Origin of the sequence: Pelagibius sp. 7325, assembly GCF_037652055.1 — a bacterium.
GTDB lineage: Bacteria > Pseudomonadota > Alphaproteobacteria > Kiloniellales > Kiloniellaceae > Pelagibius.
The window spans coordinates 55,988-77,466 of the sequence record NZ_JBBKAH010000008.1 but is presented as its reverse complement, the minus strand read 5'-3'; the positions used below and the strand labels follow the sequence as shown (position 1 = coordinate 77,466).

General features: G+C 67.4%; 25 protein-coding genes and 1 riboswitch. Of the genes, 9 read left to right on the top strand and 16 right to left on the bottom strand.

Going from position 1 to position 21,479, the window contains the following annotated elements; all coding sequences use genetic code 11:
• Nucleotides 1-66 precede the first annotated feature (66 nt).
• From gstA to WDC82_RS17635, 3 genes are read left to right on the top strand one after another with little or no spacing between them, the layout of a single operon-like run.
• On the top strand, nt 67-678 hold the full coding sequence (gene gstA, locus WDC82_RS17645) for a glutathione transferase GstA (protein ID WP_340118688.1): 612 nt from the start codon (nt 67-69) through the stop codon (nt 676-678).
• Nucleotides 679-688: 10 nt separating this feature from the next.
• Nucleotides 689-1,084, top strand: coding sequence for a nuclear transport factor 2 family protein (locus WDC82_RS17640; RefSeq protein WP_340118687.1), 396 nt, complete (start codon nt 689-691; stop codon nt 1,082-1,084).
• 4 nt (nt 1,085-1,088) lie between these two features.
• Nucleotides 1,089-1,307 (top strand): 4-oxalocrotonate tautomerase family protein, encoded by a 219-nt coding sequence (locus tag WDC82_RS17635; RefSeq protein ID WP_340118686.1) that lies wholly within the window; start codon nt 1,089-1,091, stop codon nt 1,305-1,307.
• Between the two features lie 123 nt (nt 1,308-1,430).
• On the opposite strand, the gene WDC82_RS17630 is transcribed toward WDC82_RS17635, so the two are convergent.
• Nucleotides 1,431-2,603 carry an SRPBCC family protein gene (locus WDC82_RS17630; RefSeq protein WP_340118685.1) on the bottom strand — a complete coding sequence of 391 codons (1,173 nt, stop codon included), beginning with the start codon at nt 2,601-2,603 and terminating at the stop codon, nt 1,431-1,433.
• Nucleotides 2,604-2,830: 227 nt separating this feature from the next.
• Between WDC82_RS17630 and WDC82_RS17625 the strand changes: the two genes are divergently transcribed.
• The gene (locus tag WDC82_RS17625; protein ID WP_340118684.1) at nt 2,831-3,805 is read left to right on the top strand and encodes a hypothetical protein; all 975 of its coding nucleotides are present in this window, start codon (nt 2,831-2,833) and stop codon (nt 3,803-3,805) included.
• A 65-nt stretch (nt 3,806-3,870) separates the two neighbouring features.
• Here WDC82_RS17625 and WDC82_RS17620 read toward each other — a convergent pair whose 3' ends face one another.
• On the bottom strand, nt 3,871-6,276 hold the full coding sequence (locus tag WDC82_RS17620) for a transketolase (protein ID WP_340118683.1): 2,406 nt from the start codon (nt 6,274-6,276) through the stop codon (nt 3,871-3,873).
• 140 nt (nt 6,277-6,416) lie between these two features.
• Between WDC82_RS17620 and WDC82_RS17615 the strand changes: the two genes are divergently transcribed.
• The 4 genes from WDC82_RS17615 to WDC82_RS17600 all read left to right on the top strand — a co-directional run bounded on the left by WDC82_RS17615 (nt 6,417) and on the right by WDC82_RS17600 (nt 8,371).
• A complete protein-coding gene (locus tag WDC82_RS17615) occupies nt 6,417-6,893 on the top strand; it encodes an Lrp/AsnC family transcriptional regulator (RefSeq protein ID WP_367576133.1) in 477 nt (158 codons plus the stop codon).
• Between the two features lie 161 nt (nt 6,894-7,054).
• Nucleotides 7,055-7,534 (top strand): hypothetical protein, encoded by a 480-nt coding sequence (locus tag WDC82_RS17610; RefSeq protein WP_340118681.1) that lies wholly within the window; start codon nt 7,055-7,057, stop codon nt 7,532-7,534.
• Between the two features lie 351 nt (nt 7,535-7,885).
• Nucleotides 7,886-8,059 carry a hypothetical protein gene (locus WDC82_RS17605; protein ID WP_340118680.1) on the top strand — a complete coding sequence of 58 codons (174 nt, stop codon included), beginning with the start codon at nt 7,886-7,888 and terminating at the stop codon, nt 8,057-8,059.
• Nucleotides 8,060-8,143: 84 nt separating this feature from the next.
• On the top strand, nt 8,144-8,371 hold the full coding sequence (locus tag WDC82_RS17600) for a hypothetical protein (protein ID WP_340118679.1): 228 nt from the start codon (nt 8,144-8,146) through the stop codon (nt 8,369-8,371).
• A 280-nt stretch (nt 8,372-8,651) separates the two neighbouring features.
• On the opposite strand, the gene WDC82_RS17595 is transcribed toward WDC82_RS17600, so the two are convergent.
• The 14 genes from WDC82_RS17595 to WDC82_RS17530 all read right to left on the bottom strand — a co-directional run bounded on the left by WDC82_RS17595 (nt 8,652) and on the right by WDC82_RS17530 (nt 20,621).
• Nucleotides 8,652-9,011: a DUF1636 domain-containing protein gene (locus WDC82_RS17595; RefSeq protein WP_340118678.1), complete on the bottom strand. Its 360-nt coding sequence runs from the start codon at nt 9,009-9,011 to the stop codon at nt 8,652-8,654.
• A gap of 13 nt (nt 9,012-9,024) precedes the next feature.
• Nucleotides 9,025-9,792, bottom strand: coding sequence for a CbtA family protein (locus WDC82_RS17590; RefSeq protein WP_340118677.1), 768 nt, complete (start codon nt 9,790-9,792; stop codon nt 9,025-9,027).
• A gap of 25 nt (nt 9,793-9,817) precedes the next feature.
• Nucleotides 9,818-10,006 (bottom strand): CbtB domain-containing protein, encoded by a 189-nt coding sequence (locus WDC82_RS17585; protein WP_340118676.1) that lies wholly within the window; start codon nt 10,004-10,006, stop codon nt 9,818-9,820.
• Between the two features lie 124 nt (nt 10,007-10,130).
• A riboswitch (cobalamin riboswitch) is annotated at nt 10,131-10,348 on the bottom strand.
• A 62-nt stretch (nt 10,349-10,410) separates the two neighbouring features.
• Nucleotides 10,411-11,202 carry a ZIP family metal transporter gene (locus tag WDC82_RS17580; protein ID WP_340118675.1) on the bottom strand — a complete coding sequence of 264 codons (792 nt, stop codon included), beginning with the start codon at nt 11,200-11,202 and terminating at the stop codon, nt 10,411-10,413.
• 55 nt (nt 11,203-11,257) lie between these two features.
• On the bottom strand, nt 11,258-11,914 hold the full coding sequence (locus tag WDC82_RS17575) for a dihydrofolate reductase family protein (protein ID WP_340118674.1): 657 nt from the start codon (nt 11,912-11,914) through the stop codon (nt 11,258-11,260).
• A gap of 313 nt (nt 11,915-12,227) precedes the next feature.
• Nucleotides 12,228-13,667 carry a gamma-aminobutyraldehyde dehydrogenase gene (locus WDC82_RS17570; protein WP_340118673.1) on the bottom strand — a complete coding sequence of 480 codons (1,440 nt, stop codon included), beginning with the start codon at nt 13,665-13,667 and terminating at the stop codon, nt 12,228-12,230.
• 26 nt (nt 13,668-13,693) lie between these two features.
• Nucleotides 13,694-14,506, bottom strand: coding sequence for an ABC transporter permease (locus WDC82_RS17565; protein ID WP_340118672.1), 813 nt, complete (start codon nt 14,504-14,506; stop codon nt 13,694-13,696).
• Complete coding sequence (locus WDC82_RS17560; RefSeq protein WP_340118671.1) at nt 14,496-15,464, bottom strand: ABC transporter permease; 969 nt, start codon at nt 15,462-15,464, stop codon at nt 14,496-14,498. The genes WDC82_RS17565 and WDC82_RS17560 overlap by 11 nt, the downstream gene beginning before the upstream one ends.
• A gap of 13 nt (nt 15,465-15,477) precedes the next feature.
• Nucleotides 15,478-16,527, bottom strand: a complete 1,050-nt coding sequence (locus tag WDC82_RS17555) for an ABC transporter ATP-binding protein (RefSeq protein ID WP_370661564.1) — start codon at nt 16,525-16,527, stop codon at nt 15,478-15,480.
• 84 nt (nt 16,528-16,611) lie between these two features.
• A complete protein-coding gene (locus WDC82_RS17550; protein ID WP_340118669.1) occupies nt 16,612-17,772 on the bottom strand; it encodes an ABC transporter substrate-binding protein in 1,161 nt (386 codons plus the stop codon).
• 179 nt (nt 17,773-17,951) lie between these two features.
• Nucleotides 17,952-18,851, bottom strand: coding sequence for a LysR family transcriptional regulator (locus tag WDC82_RS17545; RefSeq protein ID WP_340118668.1), 900 nt, complete (start codon nt 18,849-18,851; stop codon nt 17,952-17,954).
• A 66-nt stretch (nt 18,852-18,917) separates the two neighbouring features.
• Nucleotides 18,918-19,052: a hypothetical protein gene (locus WDC82_RS17540; RefSeq protein ID WP_340118667.1), complete on the bottom strand. Its 135-nt coding sequence runs from the start codon at nt 19,050-19,052 to the stop codon at nt 18,918-18,920.
• A gap of 163 nt (nt 19,053-19,215) precedes the next feature.
• On the bottom strand, nt 19,216-19,686 hold the full coding sequence (locus tag WDC82_RS17535) for a PAS domain-containing protein (protein WP_340118666.1): 471 nt from the start codon (nt 19,684-19,686) through the stop codon (nt 19,216-19,218).
• A 524-nt stretch (nt 19,687-20,210) separates the two neighbouring features.
• Nucleotides 20,211-20,621: a flagellar basal body rod C-terminal domain-containing protein gene (locus WDC82_RS17530; protein WP_340118665.1), complete on the bottom strand. Its 411-nt coding sequence runs from the start codon at nt 20,619-20,621 to the stop codon at nt 20,211-20,213.
• Between the two features lie 217 nt (nt 20,622-20,838).
• Between WDC82_RS17530 and WDC82_RS17525 the strand changes: the two genes are divergently transcribed.
• A complete protein-coding gene (locus WDC82_RS17525; RefSeq protein WP_340118664.1) occupies nt 20,839-21,381 on the top strand; it encodes a PadR family transcriptional regulator in 543 nt (180 codons plus the stop codon).
• Nucleotides 21,382-21,479 lie beyond the last annotated feature (98 nt).

Below are 21,479 nucleotides of genomic sequence, written 5' to 3'. Positions count from 1 at the left end.
AGTTCTTCGCAACGCCTCCCGCCGCTCCGCCGGCGGGGCCGTTCCTGAAAAATCATGGAGACCGAGATGAAGCTCTACTACCTGCCCGGCGCCTGCTCGCTTGCCCCCCACATCGCGCTGCGCGAGGTCGGCGCCACGTTCGAGCTGGACCGCCTCGACAAGGCCAGCAAGAAGACGGAGAGCGGCGTCGACTTCCTGACAGTGAATCCCAAGGGCTACGTCCCGGCCCTCTCGCTGGACGACGGCGACCTGCTGACCGAGAACGCCTCCATCCTGCAGTTCATCGCCGACGCCAATCCGTCCGCCGCGCTGGCACCGGCTGCCGGCACCCGCGAGCGCGTGCGCCTGCAGGAGCACCTGAACTTCATCGCCACCGAACTGCACAAGTCGTTCAGTCCGCTGTTCGCCCCGGGCAGCAGCGACGAGATGAAGGCGGCTGCCAGGAAGAAGGTCGCACAGCGGCTCGACCTGGTGGAGAAGTGGCTGGCCGACGGGCGCAGCTACCTGCTGGGCGATACCTTCAGCGTCGCCGACGCCTACCTCTTCACCGTCGTCAACTGGACCTTCCCGACCAGCATCAGCCTGGCGCCCTGGCCGCACGTCGCCGCCTATCACCAGCGCGTCGCCGCACGCGACAGCGTCAAGGCGGCGCTCAAGGCCGAAGGCCTTGCGGCCTGAGCCGGACGCCATGGACGCCCGATATGGCGAAGTCGTGGAGGCCCTCGGCATCTACTTCGACGGCCTCTACCACAGCGACACAGAAAGGCTGGGACGGGTCTTCCATCCTCTGGCCGTCTACGTGACGGCGACCGAAGCGGCGGCGAACGGTGGCAGGCCGGTACACCTGACGATGGGGGACTACTTCCCCATCGTCGACGCCCGGCCCTCGCCTGCCGGCCGCGGCGAGGCGCGGCGCGACCGCATCGTCTCCATCGAGTTCGCCGGCCCGATCACCGCCTTCGCCCGGGTGGAGTGCGCCATCGCGCCGAAGGTCTTCACCGACTTCCTCACGCTCATCAAGACGGAGGACCGCTGGCAGATCATCGCCAAGGTCTTTCACTTCGACCTCGAAGAAGGGGACTGAAGCCATGCCCTATGTGAACGTGAAGATCACCCGCGAGGGCGCGACGGCGGCGCAGAAGGCCGCGCTCATCAAAGGCGTTACCGACCTGCTGGTCCAGGTGCTCGACAAGAACCCGGCGACCACCGTGGTGGTGATCGACGAAGTCGACATGGCGGATTGGGGCATCGGCGGCCTGCCGGTGCAGGAGTTCAGACGGCAGCAGAAGGCGGCCGCAAGCCGTTAGCAGTGGCCCGCCTCGCCCTTCGAGACGCGATCCTGCGGATCGCTCCTCAGGGTGAGGCTCATTTCTAGATCCTCATCCTGAGGAGGCGCGACAGCGCCGTCTCGAAGGATGGGCCACAGGCTCCTAGCCGAGCAGCGCTTTCGCCATCCACTGGTGGAAGCAGTGGGTCGGGCCATCCATCACCGGCGAGAACACGCCCCCCGTGAAGGCCGTCGAGGCGCGTCCCGCCTGCATGCCCTGCACGACGCCGAGGTCCTCCTCGAAGACCGTGCGCCACTGGCGCGCGTTGGTGGCGCGCAGGTCGGCGTAGCCGTCGCCGAGCGCCGCGTCGTCGAAGTAGTAGATCTCGAAGTGCTCGCGGGTCGCGGCGGGCCCGAGCGGCTCCAGGACCACCGTGTAGAAGTGGTCGGAGTGCACGCCGAACAGCACGTTGGGGAACAGCGCCAGGTACTCCGCGGCGCCGTCCCACTTGGCGGGCAGGCCCGGATGCTTGGGAAAGGCGCGCCCGTCGGGGCTCAGCGACGGACGGTAGGCGGTGCTGCCCTGCCCCGCCGCGCAGTCCGCCATGGCGATGTTGTAGTGGTCTTCCAACCGCGAATAGCTGTTCAGCGCCGGATGCACCCAAGGCAGATGATAGGCCTCGCAGTAGTTCTCCACCGCCAGCTTCCAGTTGCAGCCGACCTCGATGGAGAACGAAGAGTCCGGCCCGCCGTGGACGAGACGCGCGAAGTCGAAGTCGCCCCAGCGCTGGGTGACCGGCGCCATGAAGTCCTCGAAGGCCGGCGCCTCGCCGGAGAGATCGACGAACACGGCATCGGCCCAGACGGCGCTGCGCACCGGCTTCAGGCCATGCTTGGCCTTGTCGAAACCCTCACAGGTGTTGCTGCCCGGCCCGCCGATGAAAGGGGTCGCCTTTAGGGCGCCGTCCAGCGCGTAGCTCCAGGAATGGTAGGGGCAGCGGATCAGGCCCTTGGACCGGCAGGGCGCGGTCACCAGTTCGAGGCCGCGGTGGCTGCAGACGTTGTGGAAGACCTTCACAGCGCCGTCGCGGTCGCGCAGCAGCAGCAGCGGCAGGCCCTGCAGGCGCAGCGGCTTCAGGTCGCCGGGCTGCGGCACCCAGGCCCCGACGCCGATGCAGGTCCAGGTCCTGGCCAGCACCGCGTCGCGCTCGGCGACGGCGAAGCTCTCGGAAGTATAGGTCTCGTTGGGCAGGCCGCCGGCCTCGGCGATGGGGCGCAGGACGTTCTGCAGCGCGCCGCGCTTGGCCTCGATTTCCCGCGGTAACCAGGTGCTCACGAACGGCCTCCCATCGCGACGGATCAGGAGGAAAATGTCCACCCGCCGGGGCAAGCCCGCGACAGCATCCGCGACAGGGATGGCTTAGGAGCGACAGGAAAAAAACGGCGGGAACCGGCACCCGCAAATTGCCTGCCCCAACCATTTTCTTCTCCGGTCACACAACCCGTGATAGATAAAACCTCAACACGAGCTGCCGAGCAGAACCTGCGGGGAGGACCGAGGAGATGAAGACAGAGGCCACGTCCAGAAGAAGGGTCGACCGCGCTTTGCGGGTGACTGCGTGGGGCCTGCTGGTCTGCCTGCTGCCTGCCGCGCCGCTGCACGCCGAAGACGCCGTCTTCCCTCCCGGCAGTTCGGTCGGCCTCGTGCCCCCCGCAGGCATGACGCTCAGCGGCGATTTCACCGGGTTCATGAACCCGGAGAACGGCGCGTCGATTATGATGGTAGCCATGCCGCCCGTCGCCTACGACGAGGTGAGCACCGGCATGACCGAGCAAGCGCTTGCCAAGCAAGGTATGACCCTGACCGGCACTTGCGAGGCGGCGAGACCCGCCTTCGAGAGCGTGTGTTTCCGCGCCACGCAACAGGCCATGGGTCAGCAGTATCAGAAGTGGCTCCTGGTCGTCAGGTTGCCGAAGGAAACCGGCATGGTGGTGGTGACCGTTCCCGAGGCAGCGCTCCACGCCGGCGCCTACAGCAACACCGATCTTGACGAGGCATTGGCAACTCTCGCCTACAGCAATACGGCGACGGCCGACCCGCTGGCGATCCTGCCTTTCACCATCGAGGAAGGCGAACTGCTGCCGTTCCAGCAGACCTTGGGCGGCAGCGCGGCCCTCTACGCAGCAGCGCCATCCGCGGCGACACCGCAGCCGCTGTGGGTCGTGGCCGGTTCGCTTGGTGCGGAGCCGCTGGCGAAAACAATCGACTACTCTCGCGCGGCCTTTTACGACATTGCCAGCGTGGAGGAACCTGAAATAGTCGAGGAAGGCACCTTCGAGGCCAACCAACTGGCCGGGTACATTCTCGAGGGCCAGGCGAAAGACAAAGAGACTGCGGCTACCCTTTATGTTTTTCAGGCAATCCTGGTCGATGCGGAGGGCAAGTACTACCGCATGGTTGGATTGACGCCGGCCGCGACCAGGGACACCTATCGTCCCGAGTTCCTGCGCCTGGCCCGCACCCTGCAGCCGCGCTGAGAGGGCGCCGGGCGCGAATTGCCAATTGGTCCCGGGGTCAGGCCCCGCGACGACAGCGCAGAAGATTACGGCACCGCCCTGAGATAGCGGATCGGGCGCCCCGCCGAGGCGGCGTTGGCCGCCGCCACGATGGCCGCCGTGTCGATGCGGTGGTGGGCGTAGAGTTCCTCGATGGTGCCGGTCTGGCCAAAGTGCTCGACGCCCAGCGCCTGCACCCGGTGGCCGCGCACGCCGCCCAGCCAGGAGAGCGTGGTCGGGTGGCCGTCCAGCACGGTGACGAGGCCCGCGTCCCGCCCGATCGGCGCCAGCAGGGTCTCGATGTGTGAGCGCGCATTTCTGTCACCCTGCTGCCGTGCGCGTTCGGCGGCGTGCCAGCCGGCGTTCAGGCGGTCGGCGGAGGTCACCGCCAGCACGCCGACGTCGCGGCGGTCCTCGGCGATCAGGCCGGCGGCGGCGATGGCTTCCTCCGCCACCGTACCCTGGTAGGCGATCACCACCTCGCAGTTCGGCCCCGGCGCCCGCAGCCAGTAGGCGCCGTTGATGATGTCGGCGGCGAGCGCGCCGCCGATCTCACGCTTGGGCTGCTCCAGCGGCCGCGTCGAGAGGCGCAGGTAGACCGAGCCGCCCTTCTCGTCGCGCAGCCAGGGCCCCGATGGCTCGCCTTCGCCGTCGCGCTGCAGGTAGTCGAAGGACCACGCCAGGATGGTGGAAAGCTCGTCGACGAAGGCGGGCTCGAAGCAGGCGAGGCCGTCCTGCGCCAGGCCGATGAGCGGCGTCGACACCGACTGGTGGGCGCCGCCCTCGGGCGCCAGCGTCACGCCCGAGGGCGTCGCCACCAGGATGAAGCGGGCGTCCTGGTAGCAGGCGTAGTTCAGCGCATCCAGGCCGCGCATGATGAAGGGATCGTACAGCGTGCCGATGGGCAGCAGGCGCTCGCCGAACAGCGAATGCGACAGGCCGAGGGCGCCCAGCAGCAGGAAGAGGTTCATCTCGGCGATGCCGAGCTCAAGGTGCTGGCCTTGCGGCGACATGGTCCACTTCTGCGCCGAGGGCACCCGCTCGTCGCGGAAGGTGTCGGCGGTCGGCGTGTGCGAGAACAGGCCGCGGCGGTTCACCCAGGGGCCGAGGTTGGTGGAGACGGTGACGTCCGGCGAGGTGGTGACGATGCGCTGGGCCAGCGCCGAGTCCTCGCGGGCGATGTCGTTGAGGATCTTGCCGAAGCCCTCCTGGGTCGACATGACCTCGCCCGCCGGCACCGGCAGGGCGGCCGGCACCGCGACGCGCGCGGCTTCGTAGCGGCGGCGTCCCTCGGCGTTGAACGGCACCTTCTTCAGGAAGGCCTCGATGTCCTGCTTTCGCGGCTGCGTCGCCTCGAAGGGCTCCCACTCGTGGCCCTCGCGCACGCCGAGGCTGGCGCGGAAGCCTTCCATCTGCTCCGGCGTCATCAGGCCGGCGTGGTTGTCCTTGTGCCCCGCCAGCGGCAGGCCGTAGCCCTTCACCGTGTAGGCGATGAAGCAGACCGGGCGGTCGTGGTCGACGGAATGGAAGGCGTCGAGCACGGCCTGCAGGTCGTGGCCGCCGAGATTGGTCATCAGGCGCGCCAGGTCGTCGTCGCCGCGGCTCTCGATGAGCTTTGTGACCTGCCCTTGATCGCCGAGGTCGTCCAGAAGACGCTTGCGCCAGGCTGCGCCGCCCTGAAAGGTCAGCGCCGAATAGAGCTGGTTCGGGCAGCTGTCGATCCAGTCGCGCAGCGCTTCGCCGCCGGGCTCCTTGAAGGCGGCCTGCAGCAGGTGGCCGTACTTGATGGTGATGACATCCCAGCCCATGGAGCGGAACAGCTTGTCGAACTGGCCGTAGAGGTTCTTGGTCGCCACCGCGTCGAGGCTCTGGCGGTTGTAGTCGATGATCCACCAGGTGTTGCGCAGGTCGTGCTTCCAGCCCTCCATGAGGGCCTCGTAGATGTTGCCTTCGTCCAGCTCCGCGTCGCCGACCAGCGCGATCATACGCCCCTCGGTCCTGTTCTTGGACCAGCCTTTCTCGCGGACGTAGTCCTGCACCATGGAGGCGAACGACGTGATCGCGACACCGAGACCGACCGAACCGGTCGAAAAGTCGACGTCGTCGGCGTCCTTGGTGCGCGAGGGATAGGACTGCGCGCCGCCGAAGCCACGGAAGTTCTCCAGCTTGTCGCGGCTCTGGTTGCCCAGCAGATACTGGATGGCGTGGAACACGGGGCTCGCGTGCGGCTTCACCGCGACGCGGTCGGCCGGGCGCAGCACATCGAAGTACAGCGCCGTCATCAGGGTCGCCAGCGAGGCGCTGGAGGCCTGGTGGCCACCGACCTTGATCGCGCCCTTGGGGCGCAGGTGGTTGGCGTTGTGGATCATCCACGAGGACAGCCAGAGAACCTTCTTCTCCAGCGCCTCCAGCATCTTCAGATCGGTGCGATCAGAGGCAACGCGCTTCGCCATAATCTTCTCTCGTGCTCGGGTGGCGGCTGTCCTTGAGATTACGCGAAAACGGGCTGGCATGACCTGCCAATCTCGCCACTTTTCTTGGCATTCTTGGCAGATTACACTGCTGGCATCGGTAATTCTGGCATATTGCACCAATCATGAAACTCGACGTCATCGACCGCAAGATCCTGGGCGCCCTGCAGGACAATGGCCGCCTGTCCAACGTGGAACTGGCCGAGCGGGTCGGCCTCTCGCCCTCCCCCTGCCTGCGCCGCGTGCGCATGCTGGAGGATGCCGGCATGATCACCCGCTACGTGGCGCTGCTGGACCAGAAGGCGGTCGGCCTGCCGGTCTCGGTCTTCATCTCCATCAAGCTGGAGCGCCAGCAGGAGGACGACCTCGACAGCTTCGAGGCCGAGGTGCGCAAGTACCCGGAAGTGCTGGAGTGCTACTTGATGACCGGGACGCGCGACTACCTGCTGCGCGTGGCGACTCGCGACCTCGCCGCCTACGAGCGCTTCCTGAAAACCAAGCTGACCCGGGTGGAGAACGTCGCCTCCATCGAATCGTCCTTCGCGCTCAAGCAGGTGAAGTACACCAACTCGCTGCCGCTGGAGACGGTGGGCGTTTAAGGCAGAGGAGCGGCGCGCCGCCTGAGCCGGAACAGGCGGACGGAAAGAGCGATCACAAAGAGGGGAGCAAGGCCGCTTGCGCCGCCCGCGCCCTTGACGCATTGCGGCGGCGCCCTCACCTCACAGCCCTGCCCGGCGGATCCGGGCTTAAGGAGGCTTCGATGTCCAACAGCGTCCCGCTTCGTCTCGCCGCCGGCTTTGCGGCCGGCTTCGTCTCCGTCCTGATCTATTCCAGCGGCGTCCTGGCGCTTTACCAGGCCGCCGGCGCCCCGGTGCCCTTCGCCGCCTGGAGCATGGCGGCGGTGCCGCCCTTCGGCGTGCCGCAGACCCTCTCGGCGGCCTTCTTCGGCGGCCTCTGGGGCGTCCTCTATGCGGCCGTCGAGCCCTGGCTGACCGCGCGCCTCGGCTGGCTCGCCGGCGGCGCGCTCTACGGCGTCGTCCCCCTGCTGGCCTTGTGGTTCTTCGTGTTCCCGCTGAAGGGCATTCCCGTCGGGGCCGGCTTCACCGCCTACGGCCTGCAGCAGGGCATCGTCCTGCACGTGGCCTTCGGCCTGGGCCTGGCGCTGTTCTTCCGCATCGCCCGGCGGTTCACCGGGCGCAGCGGCGGCCAGGGTCCGCTTGCCGCCGGCATGAGCCGCTGACGCAGACTGGCTTACCCGGCTGCGAAGAATGACCATTCAGCGGGGATCGGGCCGGCGACCTGATTAGCGATGTCTGCGGCCGTGTGAATGAAGGCGCCGCACCGGCCGCACCGGACCGGCGGCATGGGAAACGACAATTCAGCGTTTCAATCCGCTGCAAATGATCTAGGGTGCGGCAATCTCGCAATTCGGGCCCATGATCGGGCCCGGCGTGCCGATTCCGCGACCACCGTCCCGCCATTCTTCGCGGTCTCGTGCATAGAGCCTGGCCAAGAGGGCGCCATTCCTTCCGGAGAGGCACCGAGGCCCCCGACCCCGGGCAGTCCGACACACCCAGCAAAGAGGATAACGATGGCGAGAAAGCCCAACTACGATTTCGAGCGCAAAGAACGTGACCGCCTGAAGGCCGAAAAGAAGGCCAAGCGCCTTGCCGAGAAGCAGGCCGCGCGCGAAGAGAAAGCGCAGCAGAACGAAGCGCCGGGCGGAACCGGCACCCAGGGCGATGGGGGAGCGTCGACGGCCTGACCCTCCCGGGCGGCCGTCCCCAGCCGCACTGCCGCCGCCCGTCCCCGGGCCGCCCCCTTTCCCGGAACCAATGGAGTCCGAGCCATGGCTCGCAAGAAGGCCGACAAGACCGCGGCATTCACGATGTTCAACGTGACCTACGAAGACGGGACCATCACGTCCAACCGGCGTGTCCCGAATGAGCAGCTCGACCAGTCCTTCGGCGATTCCCTGCTGGACCTGGCGCGCACCGCCATTCAGCAGCAGGACAACGAGATCGCCGCGCGCTCGCAGCAGCGGCGCGCCAAGATCAAAGCCATCGTCAAGGCCTGAGCAACCGTTGCGCCGGAGGGTGTCACCACCCTAAGCCGCCGCCATCGCGGTCTAGCGGATTCACACCTCTCGCCTAGCTTTTTCCAATACCGATAAGGAAACCACTGTCGTCCCGGGACTTGCTCCCGGGACGACAGCGGAACTGTGGCTCCCTTGACTACGACACTCACGGATTTCTTTCGGCCTTCTCCCCAACCGTCACCCCGGACAAGCGAGCGTCAGCGAGCGCGATCCGGGGTCTACGGCGGGTCCAGGCTTCCGGCGGTGTGACAGAAGAATTCTAAGGGGCCGGCGGCATCCGCGCGATGACACCCTTGCGGAAGAAGGACGGCCGCTCGGCCATCGCCGGGACACCGTGCGGAGAGGCCGCAACCGCCTTCGCCGCGGAAAGAATGTCGGCGATATCTCGCGCGGCGTCGGCGCCGCCGATGAGATAGCTCCAGCGCTCCCCCTCCATCGCGCTGAACGCCAGCGTGACAGGCCGGTCGCAGACCGCGAAGCAGTCGACCGGCGCGACGCTGATCTCGGGATTGCCGGCGCAGGCCTTCACCAGCGCCTCGTAAAGACGGCGGCCGGCGGAGGGTTCTCCGCCGGCCGCGTCGCTACAGGATACGCAGACCTGCAGGCAGACTGACGCCATGAAGCGTACCGTCTCAGGCGGCGGCCGCCGCTGCCTGCCTGGCCTCGCCGCGCTGCCAGACGTAGCCCGCGACAACGCCCGAGAGGGTCCAGACCACCGCCATGACGACCAGCGAAGCGGCGGCGAAGTGGCCGGCCAGTTCGGCCGGGACCTCGCTGACGAAGCCGCCCGGGTGCGGTGCGCCGACCACGTGCGGCAGCAGCATGAGGACGATGCCGCCGACGATGGCGAGGGGTGTCGAAATACGCAGCGCCAGCCACAGGCCGCCCGCGGTCGCGACCGCCGTGGCGATCCACCACATCTGGCGCAGGTCCAGTTCCGCCGCGGCGGAGCCGGGCAGTTCGGGCGCCAGGCCGAGCGCCGGCGCGAGGCCGGCGGCGGCGAAGCCCGCGAGACCCCACAGCAGGCCGCTGCGCGCGGTGATGCGCGTGTTGGTCAGGACCATGGCCGAGAGCAGGATCAAGGCGAAACCGAAGGCGGTGCCGACGGTCGCCACCGCGGTGTAGAGCGTGCGCTCGATGCCGTCGGCCGGTCCCCACGCTTCGTGATCACCGTCGGCGTGATCGCCGCCCGTGTGGGCGAGGATCAGCCGCGCGCCGCCGTAGGTGGCGCCGTTCAGGCCAGAAGGCGCCAGGCTGGAATGCACCGCGCCGGCCTCGCCGTTCTCGTAGAGCTCGGCCTCCAGGATCAGCGGCGTGGTGGTGAAGTGCTGCAGCACCGCGGTCGCCAAGCCGCCGACGAAGCCGGCCACCAGCGCCGCGAGAAGAATGCGATGAAGCATGTCCCTACCTCCGGAAAATCATGCCTCAGTGGCAGGGGAAGGCAAGGGCGTGACGCGTGTCGTGCGCGGCGTTGTGGACCGCATCGGTGTGCGAGAAACCGGTCAGGAAAACCACGCCCAGGCCGAAGCAGAGCGTCGCCGCGGCGACCATGCGCTTGCTGTTTGAAATGCTCTGAACGGGGGCCTGAACCTGGGTGTCGGATGCCGTGCGCATCAAAATCCTCCAACTGATGTGACCCCTGACGGACTCAGCCGGAAAGACAACAGCACGGCGCAGCCTGGTTTTCTGGAAACCGAAACCGCACGCCCACTTGCCCTTCCGGGCAACCCCGCCCGGAGTGAGTAAGAATCCCGATGGCAGGTATCCTGGCTCGCGGGTCATCGCTCCACCTCGCCTTCCCGGCCCGAGTCGGACCAGTGGCTTGCCGGGTGTCGCTCGCCGCTCACAGTTGCGGGGGCAGCCACGGCTTCGGTCCCTATAGGGTACGCCTCACCGTGTTCCCATTTAATCCGCCGCGCCGTTCGGACTGGCGGAACCATCTGGCGCCACCTTAGGCGATATCGCCGCCGCGCCGCAACACCTCATGCGACCGCGGATGCGCCGCCAGCGACAGCGCCCTATCCCAGGACGACATCCAGGAACATCATGACCACCAGGCCGACCATGAGGCCGGCGGTGCCGTGATTCTCCAAGCCCTTGCGGTGGGTCTCCGGGATGATCTCGTCGCTGATGACGAAGATCATCGCACCGGCGGCAAAGGCCAGTCCCCACGGCAGCAGGGAGGCGGCCACGGTCACCGCGCCGACGCCGATGAGGCCGCCGAGCGGTTCCACCAGTCCGGTGAGCAAGGCCACCAGAAGCGCCTGGGCCTTGCTGTAGTGCAGGGTCAGCAGCGCGACGGCCACCGCCAGGCCTTCGGGCATGTTCTGCAGCCCGATGCCGATCGCCAGCGCGATGCCGTTGTCGAAGTCGCCGCCGCCGAAGCCGACTCCAACGGCAAGGCCCTCCGGGAGGTTGTGCAGGGTGATGGCGATGACGAAGAGCCAGATGCGCCGCACATTCTGGGTGTGCGGTCCCTCGGGACCGGTGATGAAATGCTCGTGCGGTGCGTAGCGATGGATGAGCCAGAGGCAGAGCGCCCCGGCCAGGATGCCGGCAATGACGATGGAGACCGCGCCGACTTCACCGGCGCCCTGGGCCTGCGCCGCTTCCAGGCCCGGCAGGATGAGCGAGAAGAACGATGCCGCCAGCATCACGCCGGCGGCAAAGCCCAGCATGACGTCCTGCACCTCGTCGGAGATCTCACGCAGCAGCAGAACGGGCAGCGCGCCGACCGCCGTCGCGAGGCCCGCGCAGAGGCTCGCCAACGAGCCCACCAGAATCAGGGAAGACGCGGAACTCGACTCCATCGCGCGCAGTCTAGCGTGCGCGCCGCCGGCGCCGCCAGCAAAGCTTCCGGCCTGCCTAGGCGTCCTGCGTCGCTCGGCGCTTCACCTCCGCCTCGCTCGGCTCCTCCAGGGCGAAGGACCCGATGCTGACCTCACCGGCGCGCCGGTAGGTGCTGGCGACCACGCCGGTGGTCGAGGCCCAGCTGTCGGTAAGCGAAAAGCCCGCCGGCATCGCGCCATTGCCGAACAGACGCTTGCCGCCGCCGAGAACGACCGGGAAGACCCACAGCCGCAGCTCGTCGACCAGGTCGTTGGCCAGCAGGGTCTGCAGCAGCTTGCTGCTGCCCTGCACCAGCAGCATCGGCCCCTCGCCCGCCTTGATCTGCTTGAGCGCAGCGACGACATCGCTGCCGAGCGCCTGGGAGTTCTGCCAGGTCAGGCTCGACGGGTCGGAGGTCGCGACGTACTTGGTGATGCTGTTGAACAGCGGCCCCGGCGGCTCGTCGCCGGCATGGGGCCAGTGGGCGGCGAAGATGTCGTAGGTCTTGCGGCCGAGCAGCAGGTCGAAAGGTTGGGCGAAGGACTCGTCCATCTTCTGCCCCATCTTCTCGTCCCAATGAGGGAAGGTCCAGCCGCCGAAGCGGAAGCCGCCTTCGGTGTCCTCCTCGGGACCGCCGGGCGCCTGCATGACACCGTCCAGGGACAGAAAGGTCCCGACCACAATCTCTCTCATCGCCGCATTCACCTCCGATGCCGGGCTTCGACCTCACCGCGCCGACAATAGTCGCGGGCGCGCATCGTGGGAATGGGTCGGCAGAAGACTGCTGACACCCGCTGCCAAACGGGTTTCCGCCGCGCCGCCTCCAACGCTGTCGTCCCGGCACTTGATGCCGGGACCCATTGCCCTCATCGCTGGATGACGCCGATGCGAAGGGCCCTGCGCTTGCGGCCGGCGGGGATGCAAAGGGGGCATGGCATCGCCACGCGCTGACGCCAATGGGCCCCGGGGTCAAGCCCCGGGGCGACAGTGGTGTCTGGTGGCACAGTTACCCGTGTGCGACCATGACATGGCGCACGACGGTGTAGTCCTCCAGCGCGTACATCGACATGTCCTTGCCGTAGCCGGACGACTTGAGGCCGCCGTGCGGCATCTCGTTGGCCAGCATGAAGTGGCAGTTCACCCAGGTGCAGCCGTATTCCAGGCGGGCCGCCGTCGCCATGGCGCGCGATACGTCCTTGGTCCACACCGAGGACGCCAGGCCGTAGTCGGAATTGTTGGCCCAGGCGACGGCGGTGTCGACGTCGTCGAAGCGGGTGACCGAGACCACCGGCCCGAAGACCTCGCGCTGCACGATCTCGTCGTCCTGCAGCGCGCCGGCAACCACGGTCGGCTGGTAGAAGAAGCCGTTCCCGTCGGCGGGGCGGCCGCCGGTGGTGATCTCGATGTGGTTGCGGCTGGCGGCGCGCTCGACGAAGCTGGAGACGCGGTCGCGCTGGCGCGCCGAGATCAGCGGGCCGATCTCGTTCTTGCTGTCGTCCTTGTTGGCGTAGGCGATGCTGGAGACCGCCGAGGTGAGGTCCGCCACCAGGTTGTCGTAGACCTTGGACGACGCGTAGATGCGGCAGGCCGCGGTGCAGTCCTGCCCGGCGTTGTAGTAGCCGAAGGTGCGCACGCCGGCGACCACCGCGTCAATGTCGGCGTCGTCGAACACGATGACCGGCGCCTTGCCGCCCAGCTCCAGGTGGGTGCGCTTCACCGACTTCGCCGCCGCCTGCAGCACCTTCTTACCGGTGGCGACGTCGCCGGTCAGCGAGATCATGTTCACGCGCGGATGGTGGATGAGGGCGTTGCCGACCGAATCGCCGCGGCCCAGCACCACGTTCAGCACGCCTTCCGGCAGCACCTCGGCGGCGACCTCTGCCAGCTTCAGCGTCGTCAGCGGCGTCTGCTCGGAGGGCTTCAGCACCACGCAGTTGCCGCCGGCGATGGCCGGGCCGATTTTCCAGGCCGCCATCATCAGCGGATAGTTCCACGGTGCGATGGAGGCGACCACGCCGATGGGGTCGCGGCGGATCATCGAGGTGAAGCCCTGGATGTACTCGCCCGCCGCCGAGCCGTGCAGGCAGCGCGCCGCGCCGGCGAAGAAGCGCAGCACGTCGACTACCGCCGGGATCTCGTCGTTCAGCACGTTGTTGTAGGGCTTGCCGCAGTTCAGCGCTTCCAGGCGGGCGAACTCGGGACCTTCGGCCTCGATCCTGTCGGCCAGCTTCAGCAGCGCGTTGGCGCGCTGGCCCGGCGTGGTGCGGCGCCACGAGGCGAAGGCCTTTTCCGCCGCCGCCACCGCGCGGTCGATCTGGTCGCTGGAGGCTTCCGGCAGCGCCAGGATGGTTTCCCCCGTCGCCGGGTTCAGCACGGTCTCCGCCTCTTCGGTGCCCGCTTCGAAGGCGGTACCGATCAGCATCGCGGTTTGCAATTGGGGCTGCATGGCGGGTCTCCCTGTTCGAGTTGCGTTTATTTGCCTTCGCCGCCGCTGTGCTGGCCTTCGCGGGTCAGGTAGTAGGCGGCGAGAATGGGAATGAAGGTCACGGCGATGACGAAAACCGCGACGACGTTGGTCACCGGGCGCTGGCGCGGCCTGACCAGTTCGGTCAGCATCCAGATCGGCAGGGTCGACTGCTGGCCCGCCGTGAAGGTGGTGACGATGACCTCGTCGAAACTGAGCGCGAAGGCCAGCATGCCGCCGGCCAGCAACGCCGTCGCCATGTTCGGCAGGATAACCAGGCGGAAGGTCTGGAAGCCGTCGGCGCCGAGATCCATCGAGGCCTCGATGAGCGAGCCCGACGCGCGGCGCAGGCGCGCCACCGCGTTGTTGTAAACGACGACGACGCAGAAGGTCGCGTGGCCCAGCACGATGGTCCAGAAGCTGAAGGGAATCTCCGCCAGGCTGAAGGCCGAGCGCAGGGCGATGCCGGTGATGATGCCGGGCAGCGCGATGGGCAGGATGATGAGCAGCGAGACCGTCTCGCGCCCGAAGAAGCGGCTGCGCGCCACCGCGCCGGCCGCCAGCGTGCCCAGCAGCATGGCGATGAGGGTGGAGATCGCCGCCACCTGCACCGAGAGGCTGAGCGCCTGCCAGATGTCGTCGCGCCCCCAGGCGACGGCGAACCACTTGGCCGTCAGGCCCGGCGGCGGGAACTGGTAGCTCTTCTCCTCCGTGGTGAAGGCGTAGAGAAAGATCAGCAGCAGCGGCAGGTGCAGGAAGGCGAGGCCCGCCGCCGCCGCCAGCTTCAGGCCCAGGGGTGCCCTTTGCGTTCTAGAGCGCATTGAACGCCCCCAGCTTCCTCGCGCCCCACAGGTAGAAGGCCATGATGACGATGGGCACCACGGTAAAGGCGGCGGCCAGCGGGATGTTCCCGGCGGTGCCCTGGTGGGTGTAGACCGCCTGGCCGATGAAGAGGCGCGACGAGCCGACGATCTGCGGAATGATGTAGTCGCCCAGCGTCAGCGAGAAGGTGAAGATCGAGCCGGCGACGATGCCCGGCAGCGCCAGCGGCAGGATCACCGTCGTAAAGGCTTGGCGCGGCGTCGCGCCGAGGTCGCCGGAGGCCTCGATGAGGCTCGACGGCACGCGCTCCAGGGACGCCTGGATCGGCAGGATCATGAACGGCAGCCAGATGTAGAGGAACACCAGGAAGGTGCCGATGTAGCTGATCGACAGCGACGGCCCGCCGATCACCGGCACCGCGAGAACCGCGTCCAGCAGCCAGGTCAGGTGCAGCTCGGCGAAGAGCCAGTTGAGGATGCCTTCCTTGGCCAGGATCAGCTTCCAGGAATAGACCCGCACCAGGTAGCTCGACCACAGCGGCAGCATGACGGCGAGATAGAACAGCGCCTTCCAGCGGCCCCTGGCATAGCGCGCGGCGTAGTAGGCGATGGGAAAGGCGATCGCGGCGCTGGCCAGCGTCACCGCCGCCGCCATGGTCACGGTGCGGATGATGATGTCGAGGTTGGCCGGCTGCAGCAGCTCGCCGTAGGTCTTCAGCGTGAACTCGTACTGGATGAGGCCGGAGAACTCGTCGATCGAGAAGAAGCTCTGCAGCAGCAGCGCGAAGAGCGATCCCAGGTAGACGACGCCGAGCCACAGCAGCGGCGGCGCCAGCAGGATCACCAGCAGCAGACGCGGGCGCGTGACCAGGACGTCGGACAAGCGCCGCAGCGGGCCGCCGCCCCGCTCCACCGCCCCCCCCTCCACTGCCTGCGCCGTCAGCGCCGCGTCCGCCATCACGCACCCTCCCTCACGACGGGTCCATGGCATGCATGGCCGCGCGCGGCCAGGCGAGGCGCACGGCCTCGCCGGCGCGCGGCGGCGTGGCCTGCGCCGACGACAGCATCACCAGCAGCGTGGTGCCGGCGGCGGCCACGGCGAGACGGCGCGTCGCACCATGGAACTGCAGGCTGGCGACGCGCCCCTCGGCGACGATGCAGTCGTCCGGCACCGCCGCGCCCGGCGCCAGCAGCGCGATGCGCTCGGGCCGCAGGCTGACGAGGCCGCGCGTGCCGCAAAGCGTCTCGGCGACGGCCGGCTCCAGCACGTTGGACGAGCCGACGAAGCCGGCGACGAAGCGGTTGCGTGGCGCCTCGTAGATCTCCTCGGGGGTGCCGATCTGCATGATGCGGCCCTCGTTGAAGACCGCCAGGCGGTCGCTCATGGAGAGCGCTTCGCTCTGGTCGTGGGTGACGAAGACGAAGGTGATGCCGAGGCGCTGCTGCAGCTCTTTCAGTTCGACCTGCATCTGCTCGCGCAGCTTCAGATCGAGCGCGCCGAGCGGCTCGTCGAGCAGCAGCACCTTGGGTTCGCCGACCAGCGCGCGGGCCAGCGCGACGCGCTGACGCTGGCCGCCGGACAGCTGCACCGGGCGGCGGTCGTCGTAGCCTTCCAGCCGCACCAGGGCGAGCGCCTGGCGCGCCCTGTCGTGGCGCGCGGCCTTGCCGAGGCCGCGGATGCGCAGCGCGTAGGCGACGTTGTCCAGCACCGTCATGTGCGGGAACAGCGCGTAGTCCTGGAACACGGTGTTCACGTTGCGGCGATAGGCCGGCACGCCCTCGACGGTTTCGCCGAAGATCTCGATGTGGCCGGCATCGGGCTGCTCGAAGCCGGCGATGAGGCGCAGGCAAGTGGTCTTGCCGGAGCCCGAAGGCCCCAGCATGGCGAAGAACTCGCCGGCGCGGATGTCGAGGTCGACGGCGTCGACCGCCCGCACCTCGCCGAAGTGACGTGCCACCCGCTGGAAGCGCACGGCGACGGTTTCAGATGTCACGCCCGCCGCCTCTTTTCTTTCTGTCATGAAATTAGGACCTCATCCTGAGGAGCGCGGCCGGGCAAACGCCCGGCCGCGCGTCTCGAAGGATGTGCCACGCGCAAACGACGACTACCGGCCGCCCAACACGGCGATGTAGTCGGTCACCCAGCGGTAGTAGGGCACGCAGGTTTCCTGGGTCTCGCACTGGGAGACTGGCGTGCGCCAGAAGCTGATCCGCTCGAAGTTGCCGAGGCCGTTGGTCTCGCAGCCCTCGTCGCCCAGCAGGGCGTTACCCTTGCAGGCGTCCAACACCGCCGGCACCGAGCCGAACCAGGCAGCGAGATCGCCCTGCAGCTTCGGATTGATCGAGTGCTCCAGCCACAGGTAGGCGCAGTTCGGATGCGGCGCGTCCGCGTGCATCATGGTGGTGTCGGCCCAGCCGGTGGCGCCTTCCGACGGCACCGTGCTGGCGATGGGCTTGCCGTCGGCGACCAGCAGGTTCACCTGGAACGGCCAGGACGACGAGGCGGCGATGCCTTCGTTGTTGAAGTCGTCGATCTGCACGAAGGCGTCATGCCAGTAGCGGCTGACCAGTTCGCGCTGGCCGCGCAGCAGGTCGAGCGCCGCCTTGTACTGATCCTCGTTCAGCTCGTAGGGATCCACGATGCCCAGCTCGGGATTGTGGGCCTTCAGATAGAGCGCGGCGTCGGCGATGTAGATCGGCCCGTCGAAGGCCTGCACCCGGCCCTTGTTGGACTGGCCGTCCGGCAGGGTGGTCTCCTCGAACACCACCTTCCAGGAGGTCGGCGCCGTGCCTTTGAAGACCTCGGTGTTGTACATCAGCACGTTGGAGCCCCACTGGTAGGGCACGCCGTAGTGCACGCCATCCACCGTGTGCCAGCGCGCCGACTGCAGGCGCGGGTCCACCTTGGACCAGCTCGGCACCAGGTCGGTGTTGATCGGCTGCACCCGCTTGCCGGAGATGAGGCGCAGGCTGGCATCGCCCGAAGCGGTCACCAGGTCGAAGCCGCCCTCGTTCATCAGCGCGACCATTTCGTCGGAGGTCCCGGCGGTCTTCACGCGCACCTGGCAGCCGGTCTTGGCCTCGAAGTCGGTGACCCAGTCGAAGTTCTTGTCGGTCTCGCCGCGCTCGATGTAGCCCGGCCAGGCGACGATATCGACGACGCCCTCGCCGGCGCCGATCTCCGTCTTCATCTCAGCGGCCGCAAGCGGCCCCTGCAGAACGAAAACCGCTGCGACCGCGGTCGCAGCCTGTAGCAATTTGACCATCCGAAAGCTCCCCGTTTGCGGACTTTGCGCGCGGGGCCGCCTTTTCGCAGGCTTTTCTTGGCACGCCTGAAGGCTGTTGCACCGCCGCTGAGGCCGGAAGCATAGCGATGCCGGAAGAGTTTTCGCCAATTCAAAATGTTAAAATGACTTATCGGAAAAACCGATAGCTGCTTCTAGGCTCAGCGCCGTCGTTGCGTCACCGCCAGGTCGATGAAGGTCTCGGCGACCGGTGCCAGCGGCAGGCCCTTGCGCCAGGCGACGCCCACGGTCAGTTCCGGCAGGGTCTCCTTGATCGGCCGCGCCTCGATGCGGTCGCCTTCCAGCGACCACGGCCGGTAGGCGAGATCCGGCAGCACCGCGATGCCGGCGCCGGTCGCCACCAGGCTGCGCACCGCCTCCACCGAACGGGTGCGGAAGGCGACCTTGGGGCGCACGCCGGCCTGGCGCCAGTAGCGCCCCGTAACCTCCTCCACCTCGTCGACCGACAGCACGATCAGTGCCTCCTCGGCCATCTCGGTGAGGCTGACCGGGCCGCTGCGCAGCAGCCGGTGGCCGCTCGGCAGCCACAGGTGATAGCTGGAGGTCTGCAGGGTCTCGGTCTCCAGCGCGACGTTGTCGCGCAGGTTCGAGACGATGATGACGGCGACGTCGATCTCGCCGTTCAGCAGCAGGTGCTCCAGGTAGTCGCGGGTGTCCTCCACGGCGCTCACCTGCACCGCCGGGAAGACCCGGCGGAAGCGCGCCAGCAGATCGGAAAGGCAGTAGCCGGCGACCAGGGTGGTGACGCCGATGTGCAGGCTGCCGGCCAGCGGCGCCTCCTGGTCGCGCAGCGCGCTCTGCGCGTCGGACACCTCGGCAAGGATGCGGTGGGCGTGGCGCAGGAACTGCTGGCCCTTGTAGCTGAGGGCGACGCCGCGCGCCTGGCGTTCGATCAGCTGGACGCCCAGATCGTCCTCCAGCCCCTTGATCGCCTCGGTGACGGTGGACTGCGAGACGGAGAGCTGCTGGGCGGCGCCGGTCACCGAGCCGTTTTCGGCTACGGCGATGAAATAGCGGACCTGTCGAAGGGAAAGAGCCATGGCAGCACAGTAGCATGCGGCGATTTCTTACGCCGCAGCATCATTATGCGCCGCCGCCCTTACGGATCAGAAATTGATCAGCCCGAACAGGAAGGTAACGCCGACCACCACCACGACCGCGACCAGGATGCCCTCGGCCCAGCGCCACAGACGCCGGCGTTCGCTGCCTTCCTGCTCGCTCTCGATCACTGAACGATACATCGCTTCATCCTCCCCTGAACGGGCTCCCGCTGCGCGGCTCCCCGATACGATGCCCGCTGCCACCGGCCCTCTTCCGGGGTCCTTGCCGCGGCGGACACGCTTCCCTGCAGACGACGATACCAAATCGCCGGGCCGGGGAGAAGATGACTCGAAAGGGGAAAGCCTATCCGGCCGGCTCGCGCCAGAACACACCGGCCAGCAGCATGTCGACCTGCGCGCCGTCGCGCGCCAGGGGCAGCAGCAGGCGCTGATAGGGTTGCCGGCGGCCATGGCTGCCCGCCGCAATCTTGCTGACGGTCAGGCAGGGCCGCCGCTCGCGGATGACGTAGCGATAATCTTCAAGAATTCGTTCCCAATCCTTGCTGGAATAGACATCCCCAAGGGCCAGACCCGTGGTGTCGCGACCGAACCAGCCGACCAGTGCGGTCCCCACCAGGCGGAACCGCAAATCATCGGGGGCGGCCACATCCACCAGCATCAGATTGGGCAGCAGCCCTGGAATATCGAGAGGATCGAGGTGCTGGCGGCCCGGCAGCCGCGCGCCCGGCCGGCGTCCGTCCCAGTAGTCGTAGAGGGCGCGCAAGCCGCTATGTGCGATCGCCTGCGGCTGCGGGTCGTAGACCACTTGCGCCATGATATTTCTCTGTTGTGTTCCTGGCTAAATTAATTAGATTTTAGGACAATTCGGAATAGTCTACATGACGCAGAGGGCGTAAATTCGTCATTGCGGTGCAACATTTTTGTTGCATTCAAATGCTGGCCCCGGTATCACCGCGGCCATGAGTGACTCCACGAAAAACTCCAAGCCCAAGTCAGACCGCGCCTACGAGAAGAAGCGTCGGAGCTGCCTGATGTGCAGTTCCGAGTTCGTCTCTTCGTGGCCGGGCGAGCGGGTTTGCCAGTCCTGCAAGTCCACCAGCGCGTGGCGTGAAGGCATCGCCGCCTAAGCCAGCGCCTACCCTACCTGAGTGCTGATGCCGTGGCCGCCGGCCGCGTGGCAGCCGCAGTCCGGTGGCCGCATTCCGGTGGCTGAGTAGCATCGGTAACCAACCGAAAACACTGGCAAATTCCGCACGAGCACGCCCCGGAAGCGGGAGCCGTGCCGCTGCCCCCCTTGGGGCCGCAGCCGTCCGGCACTTCGCCCGCTAAGGCCTGCCGCTACGACTTGATGTCGAGCAGGCTGTCGATGACCTCGTCCTGGGTCCGGAACGCCTTGGCATTGGCCTCGTAGGCGCGCTGTGCCTGGATCTGGGTCACCAGCTCCTCGGCCAGATTCACGTTGGCGATCGCGGCCACGCCGTTGGCGTCGGCGTCGGGATTGCCGGGCGCATACACTTCGACCGAGGGCGGCGTCACCGGGCGGACCTCGGCACGCACGCCGCCGCCGGCGGTGGTGACGTCCTGGGTGCGCTTGGGCACATAGGCGCCAGGCTGCCCGCCTGACTCAACCGGCGGGCCGTCCTTGCGGACGCCGCGGGTGGTCATGTTGGCAACGTTGTCGGCGGATACCGCCAGGCGCTTGCTCTGGGCCATCAGGCCCGACAGCGAAGCCGAAAATGCGGCAATCATGGGCGCCCCTTCCCTCTTCTGATACGACCCGACATTTTACCGCCTTTGCGGCTACCCAATCAAATGTTTGATTTTTATATACTTTTGTCGCAAATCACGAAAATTCCGGGGGCCGGGGGTGGCGCCGGGCCGCGTCTCACCTATATTGGCTTGATATATACCGCTTCGATATATTGAATACACTCCGCGCGCAGCCCCTCTCAGGAGAACACCCGCCATGGACGTTAAGACCCTTTGCCTGGGCGTGCTGTCCCGCGGCGAGGCCAGCGGCTACGAGATCAAGAAGGCCTTCGAGGAAGGCCCGTTCAGCCACTTTCACCAGGCCAGCTTCGGGTCGATCTATCCCGCTCTCAACGCCTTGAGCACCGAAGGCCTGGTCCAGCTGCGCGCGCAGGCGCAGGACAAGCGGCCGGACAAGAAGATCTACTCGATCACCGCCAAGGGGCGGAATGCCCTGATCGCGGCGCTGATGGTGGAGCCGGCGCCGGACGTCATGCGCTCCGATTTCCTTTTCATTCTTTCCTTCGCCCAGTACCTGCCGCCGGCCCGCGTCGACCGGCTGATCGGCGAGCGCATCGCCTGGTACCGCGCCATGCTGGCGCGCATGGAAAGCTGCAGCTGCGCCGAGCGCCCGGCCGGCACCGACTTCGTGCGCGGCATGGGCATCGCCGTCTACCGCGCGGCCGCCGACTATCTCGAGGCCCACCGCGCCGAGCTGGTCGCCGAGATCGGCGACGTGCCGCTGCAGGTCGCCGAGTAGCGGCGAGGACAAAAGCGATGCGACAGCGGACACGAAACCGGCCGACCGTTCGTAGGGATAGCATGACCGGCGGCAAAACCTTTTACCATGTAAACGAT

Coding starts and splice junctions, on each gene's coding strand:
- gstA (WP_340118688.1), top strand. CDS start 67: ATGAAGCTCTACTACCTGCCCGGCGCCTGCTCGCTTGCCCCCCACATC.
- WDC82_RS17640 (WP_340118687.1), top strand. CDS start 689: ATGGACGCCCGATATGGCGAAGTCGTGGAGGCCCTCGGCATCTACTTC.
- WDC82_RS17635 (WP_340118686.1), top strand. CDS start 1,089: ATGCCCTATGTGAACGTGAAGATCACCCGCGAGGGCGCGACGGCGGCG.
- WDC82_RS17625 (WP_340118684.1), top strand. CDS start 2,831: ATGAAGACAGAGGCCACGTCCAGAAGAAGGGTCGACCGCGCTTTGCGG.
- WDC82_RS17620 (WP_340118683.1), bottom strand. CDS start 6,276: ATGGCGAAGCGCGTTGCCTCTGATCGCACCGATCTGAAGATGCTGGAG.
- WDC82_RS17610 (WP_340118681.1), top strand. CDS start 7,055: ATGTCCAACAGCGTCCCGCTTCGTCTCGCCGCCGGCTTTGCGGCCGGC.
- WDC82_RS17605 (WP_340118680.1), top strand. CDS start 7,886: ATGGCGAGAAAGCCCAACTACGATTTCGAGCGCAAAGAACGTGACCGC.
- WDC82_RS17600 (WP_340118679.1), top strand. CDS start 8,144: ATGGCTCGCAAGAAGGCCGACAAGACCGCGGCATTCACGATGTTCAAC.
- WDC82_RS17595 (WP_340118678.1), bottom strand. CDS start 9,011: ATGGCGTCAGTCTGCCTGCAGGTCTGCGTATCCTGTAGCGACGCGGCC.
- WDC82_RS17590 (WP_340118677.1), bottom strand. CDS start 9,792: ATGCTTCATCGCATTCTTCTCGCGGCGCTGGTGGCCGGCTTCGTCGGC.
- WDC82_RS17585 (WP_340118676.1), bottom strand. CDS start 10,006: ATGCGCACGGCATCCGACACCCAGGTTCAGGCCCCCGTTCAGAGCATT.
- WDC82_RS17580 (WP_340118675.1), bottom strand. CDS start 11,202: ATGGAGTCGAGTTCCGCGTCTTCCCTGATTCTGGTGGGCTCGTTGGCG.
- WDC82_RS17575 (WP_340118674.1), bottom strand. CDS start 11,914: ATGAGAGAGATTGTGGTCGGGACCTTTCTGTCCCTGGACGGTGTCATG.
- WDC82_RS17570 (WP_340118673.1), bottom strand. CDS start 13,667: ATGCAGCCCCAATTGCAAACCGCGATGCTGATCGGTACCGCCTTCGAA.
- WDC82_RS17565 (WP_340118672.1), bottom strand. CDS start 14,506: ATGCGCTCTAGAACGCAAAGGGCACCCCTGGGCCTGAAGCTGGCGGCG.
- WDC82_RS17560 (WP_340118671.1), bottom strand. CDS start 15,464: ATGGCGGACGCGGCGCTGACGGCGCAGGCAGTGGAGGGGGGGGCGGTG.
- WDC82_RS17555 (WP_370661564.1), bottom strand. CDS start 16,527: ATGACAGAAAGAAAAGAGGCGGCGGGCGTGACATCTGAAACCGTCGCC.
- WDC82_RS17550 (WP_340118669.1), bottom strand. CDS start 17,772: ATGGTCAAATTGCTACAGGCTGCGACCGCGGTCGCAGCGGTTTTCGTT.
- WDC82_RS17545 (WP_340118668.1), bottom strand. CDS start 18,851: ATGGCTCTTTCCCTTCGACAGGTCCGCTATTTCATCGCCGTAGCCGAA.
- WDC82_RS17540 (WP_340118667.1), bottom strand. CDS start 19,052: ATGTATCGTTCAGTGATCGAGAGCGAGCAGGAAGGCAGCGAACGCCGG.
- WDC82_RS17535 (WP_340118666.1), bottom strand. CDS start 19,686: ATGGCGCAAGTGGTCTACGACCCGCAGCCGCAGGCGATCGCACATAGC.
- WDC82_RS17530 (WP_340118665.1), bottom strand. CDS start 20,621: ATGATTGCCGCATTTTCGGCTTCGCTGTCGGGCCTGATGGCCCAGAGC.
- WDC82_RS17525 (WP_340118664.1), top strand. CDS start 20,839: ATGGACGTTAAGACCCTTTGCCTGGGCGTGCTGTCCCGCGGCGAGGCC.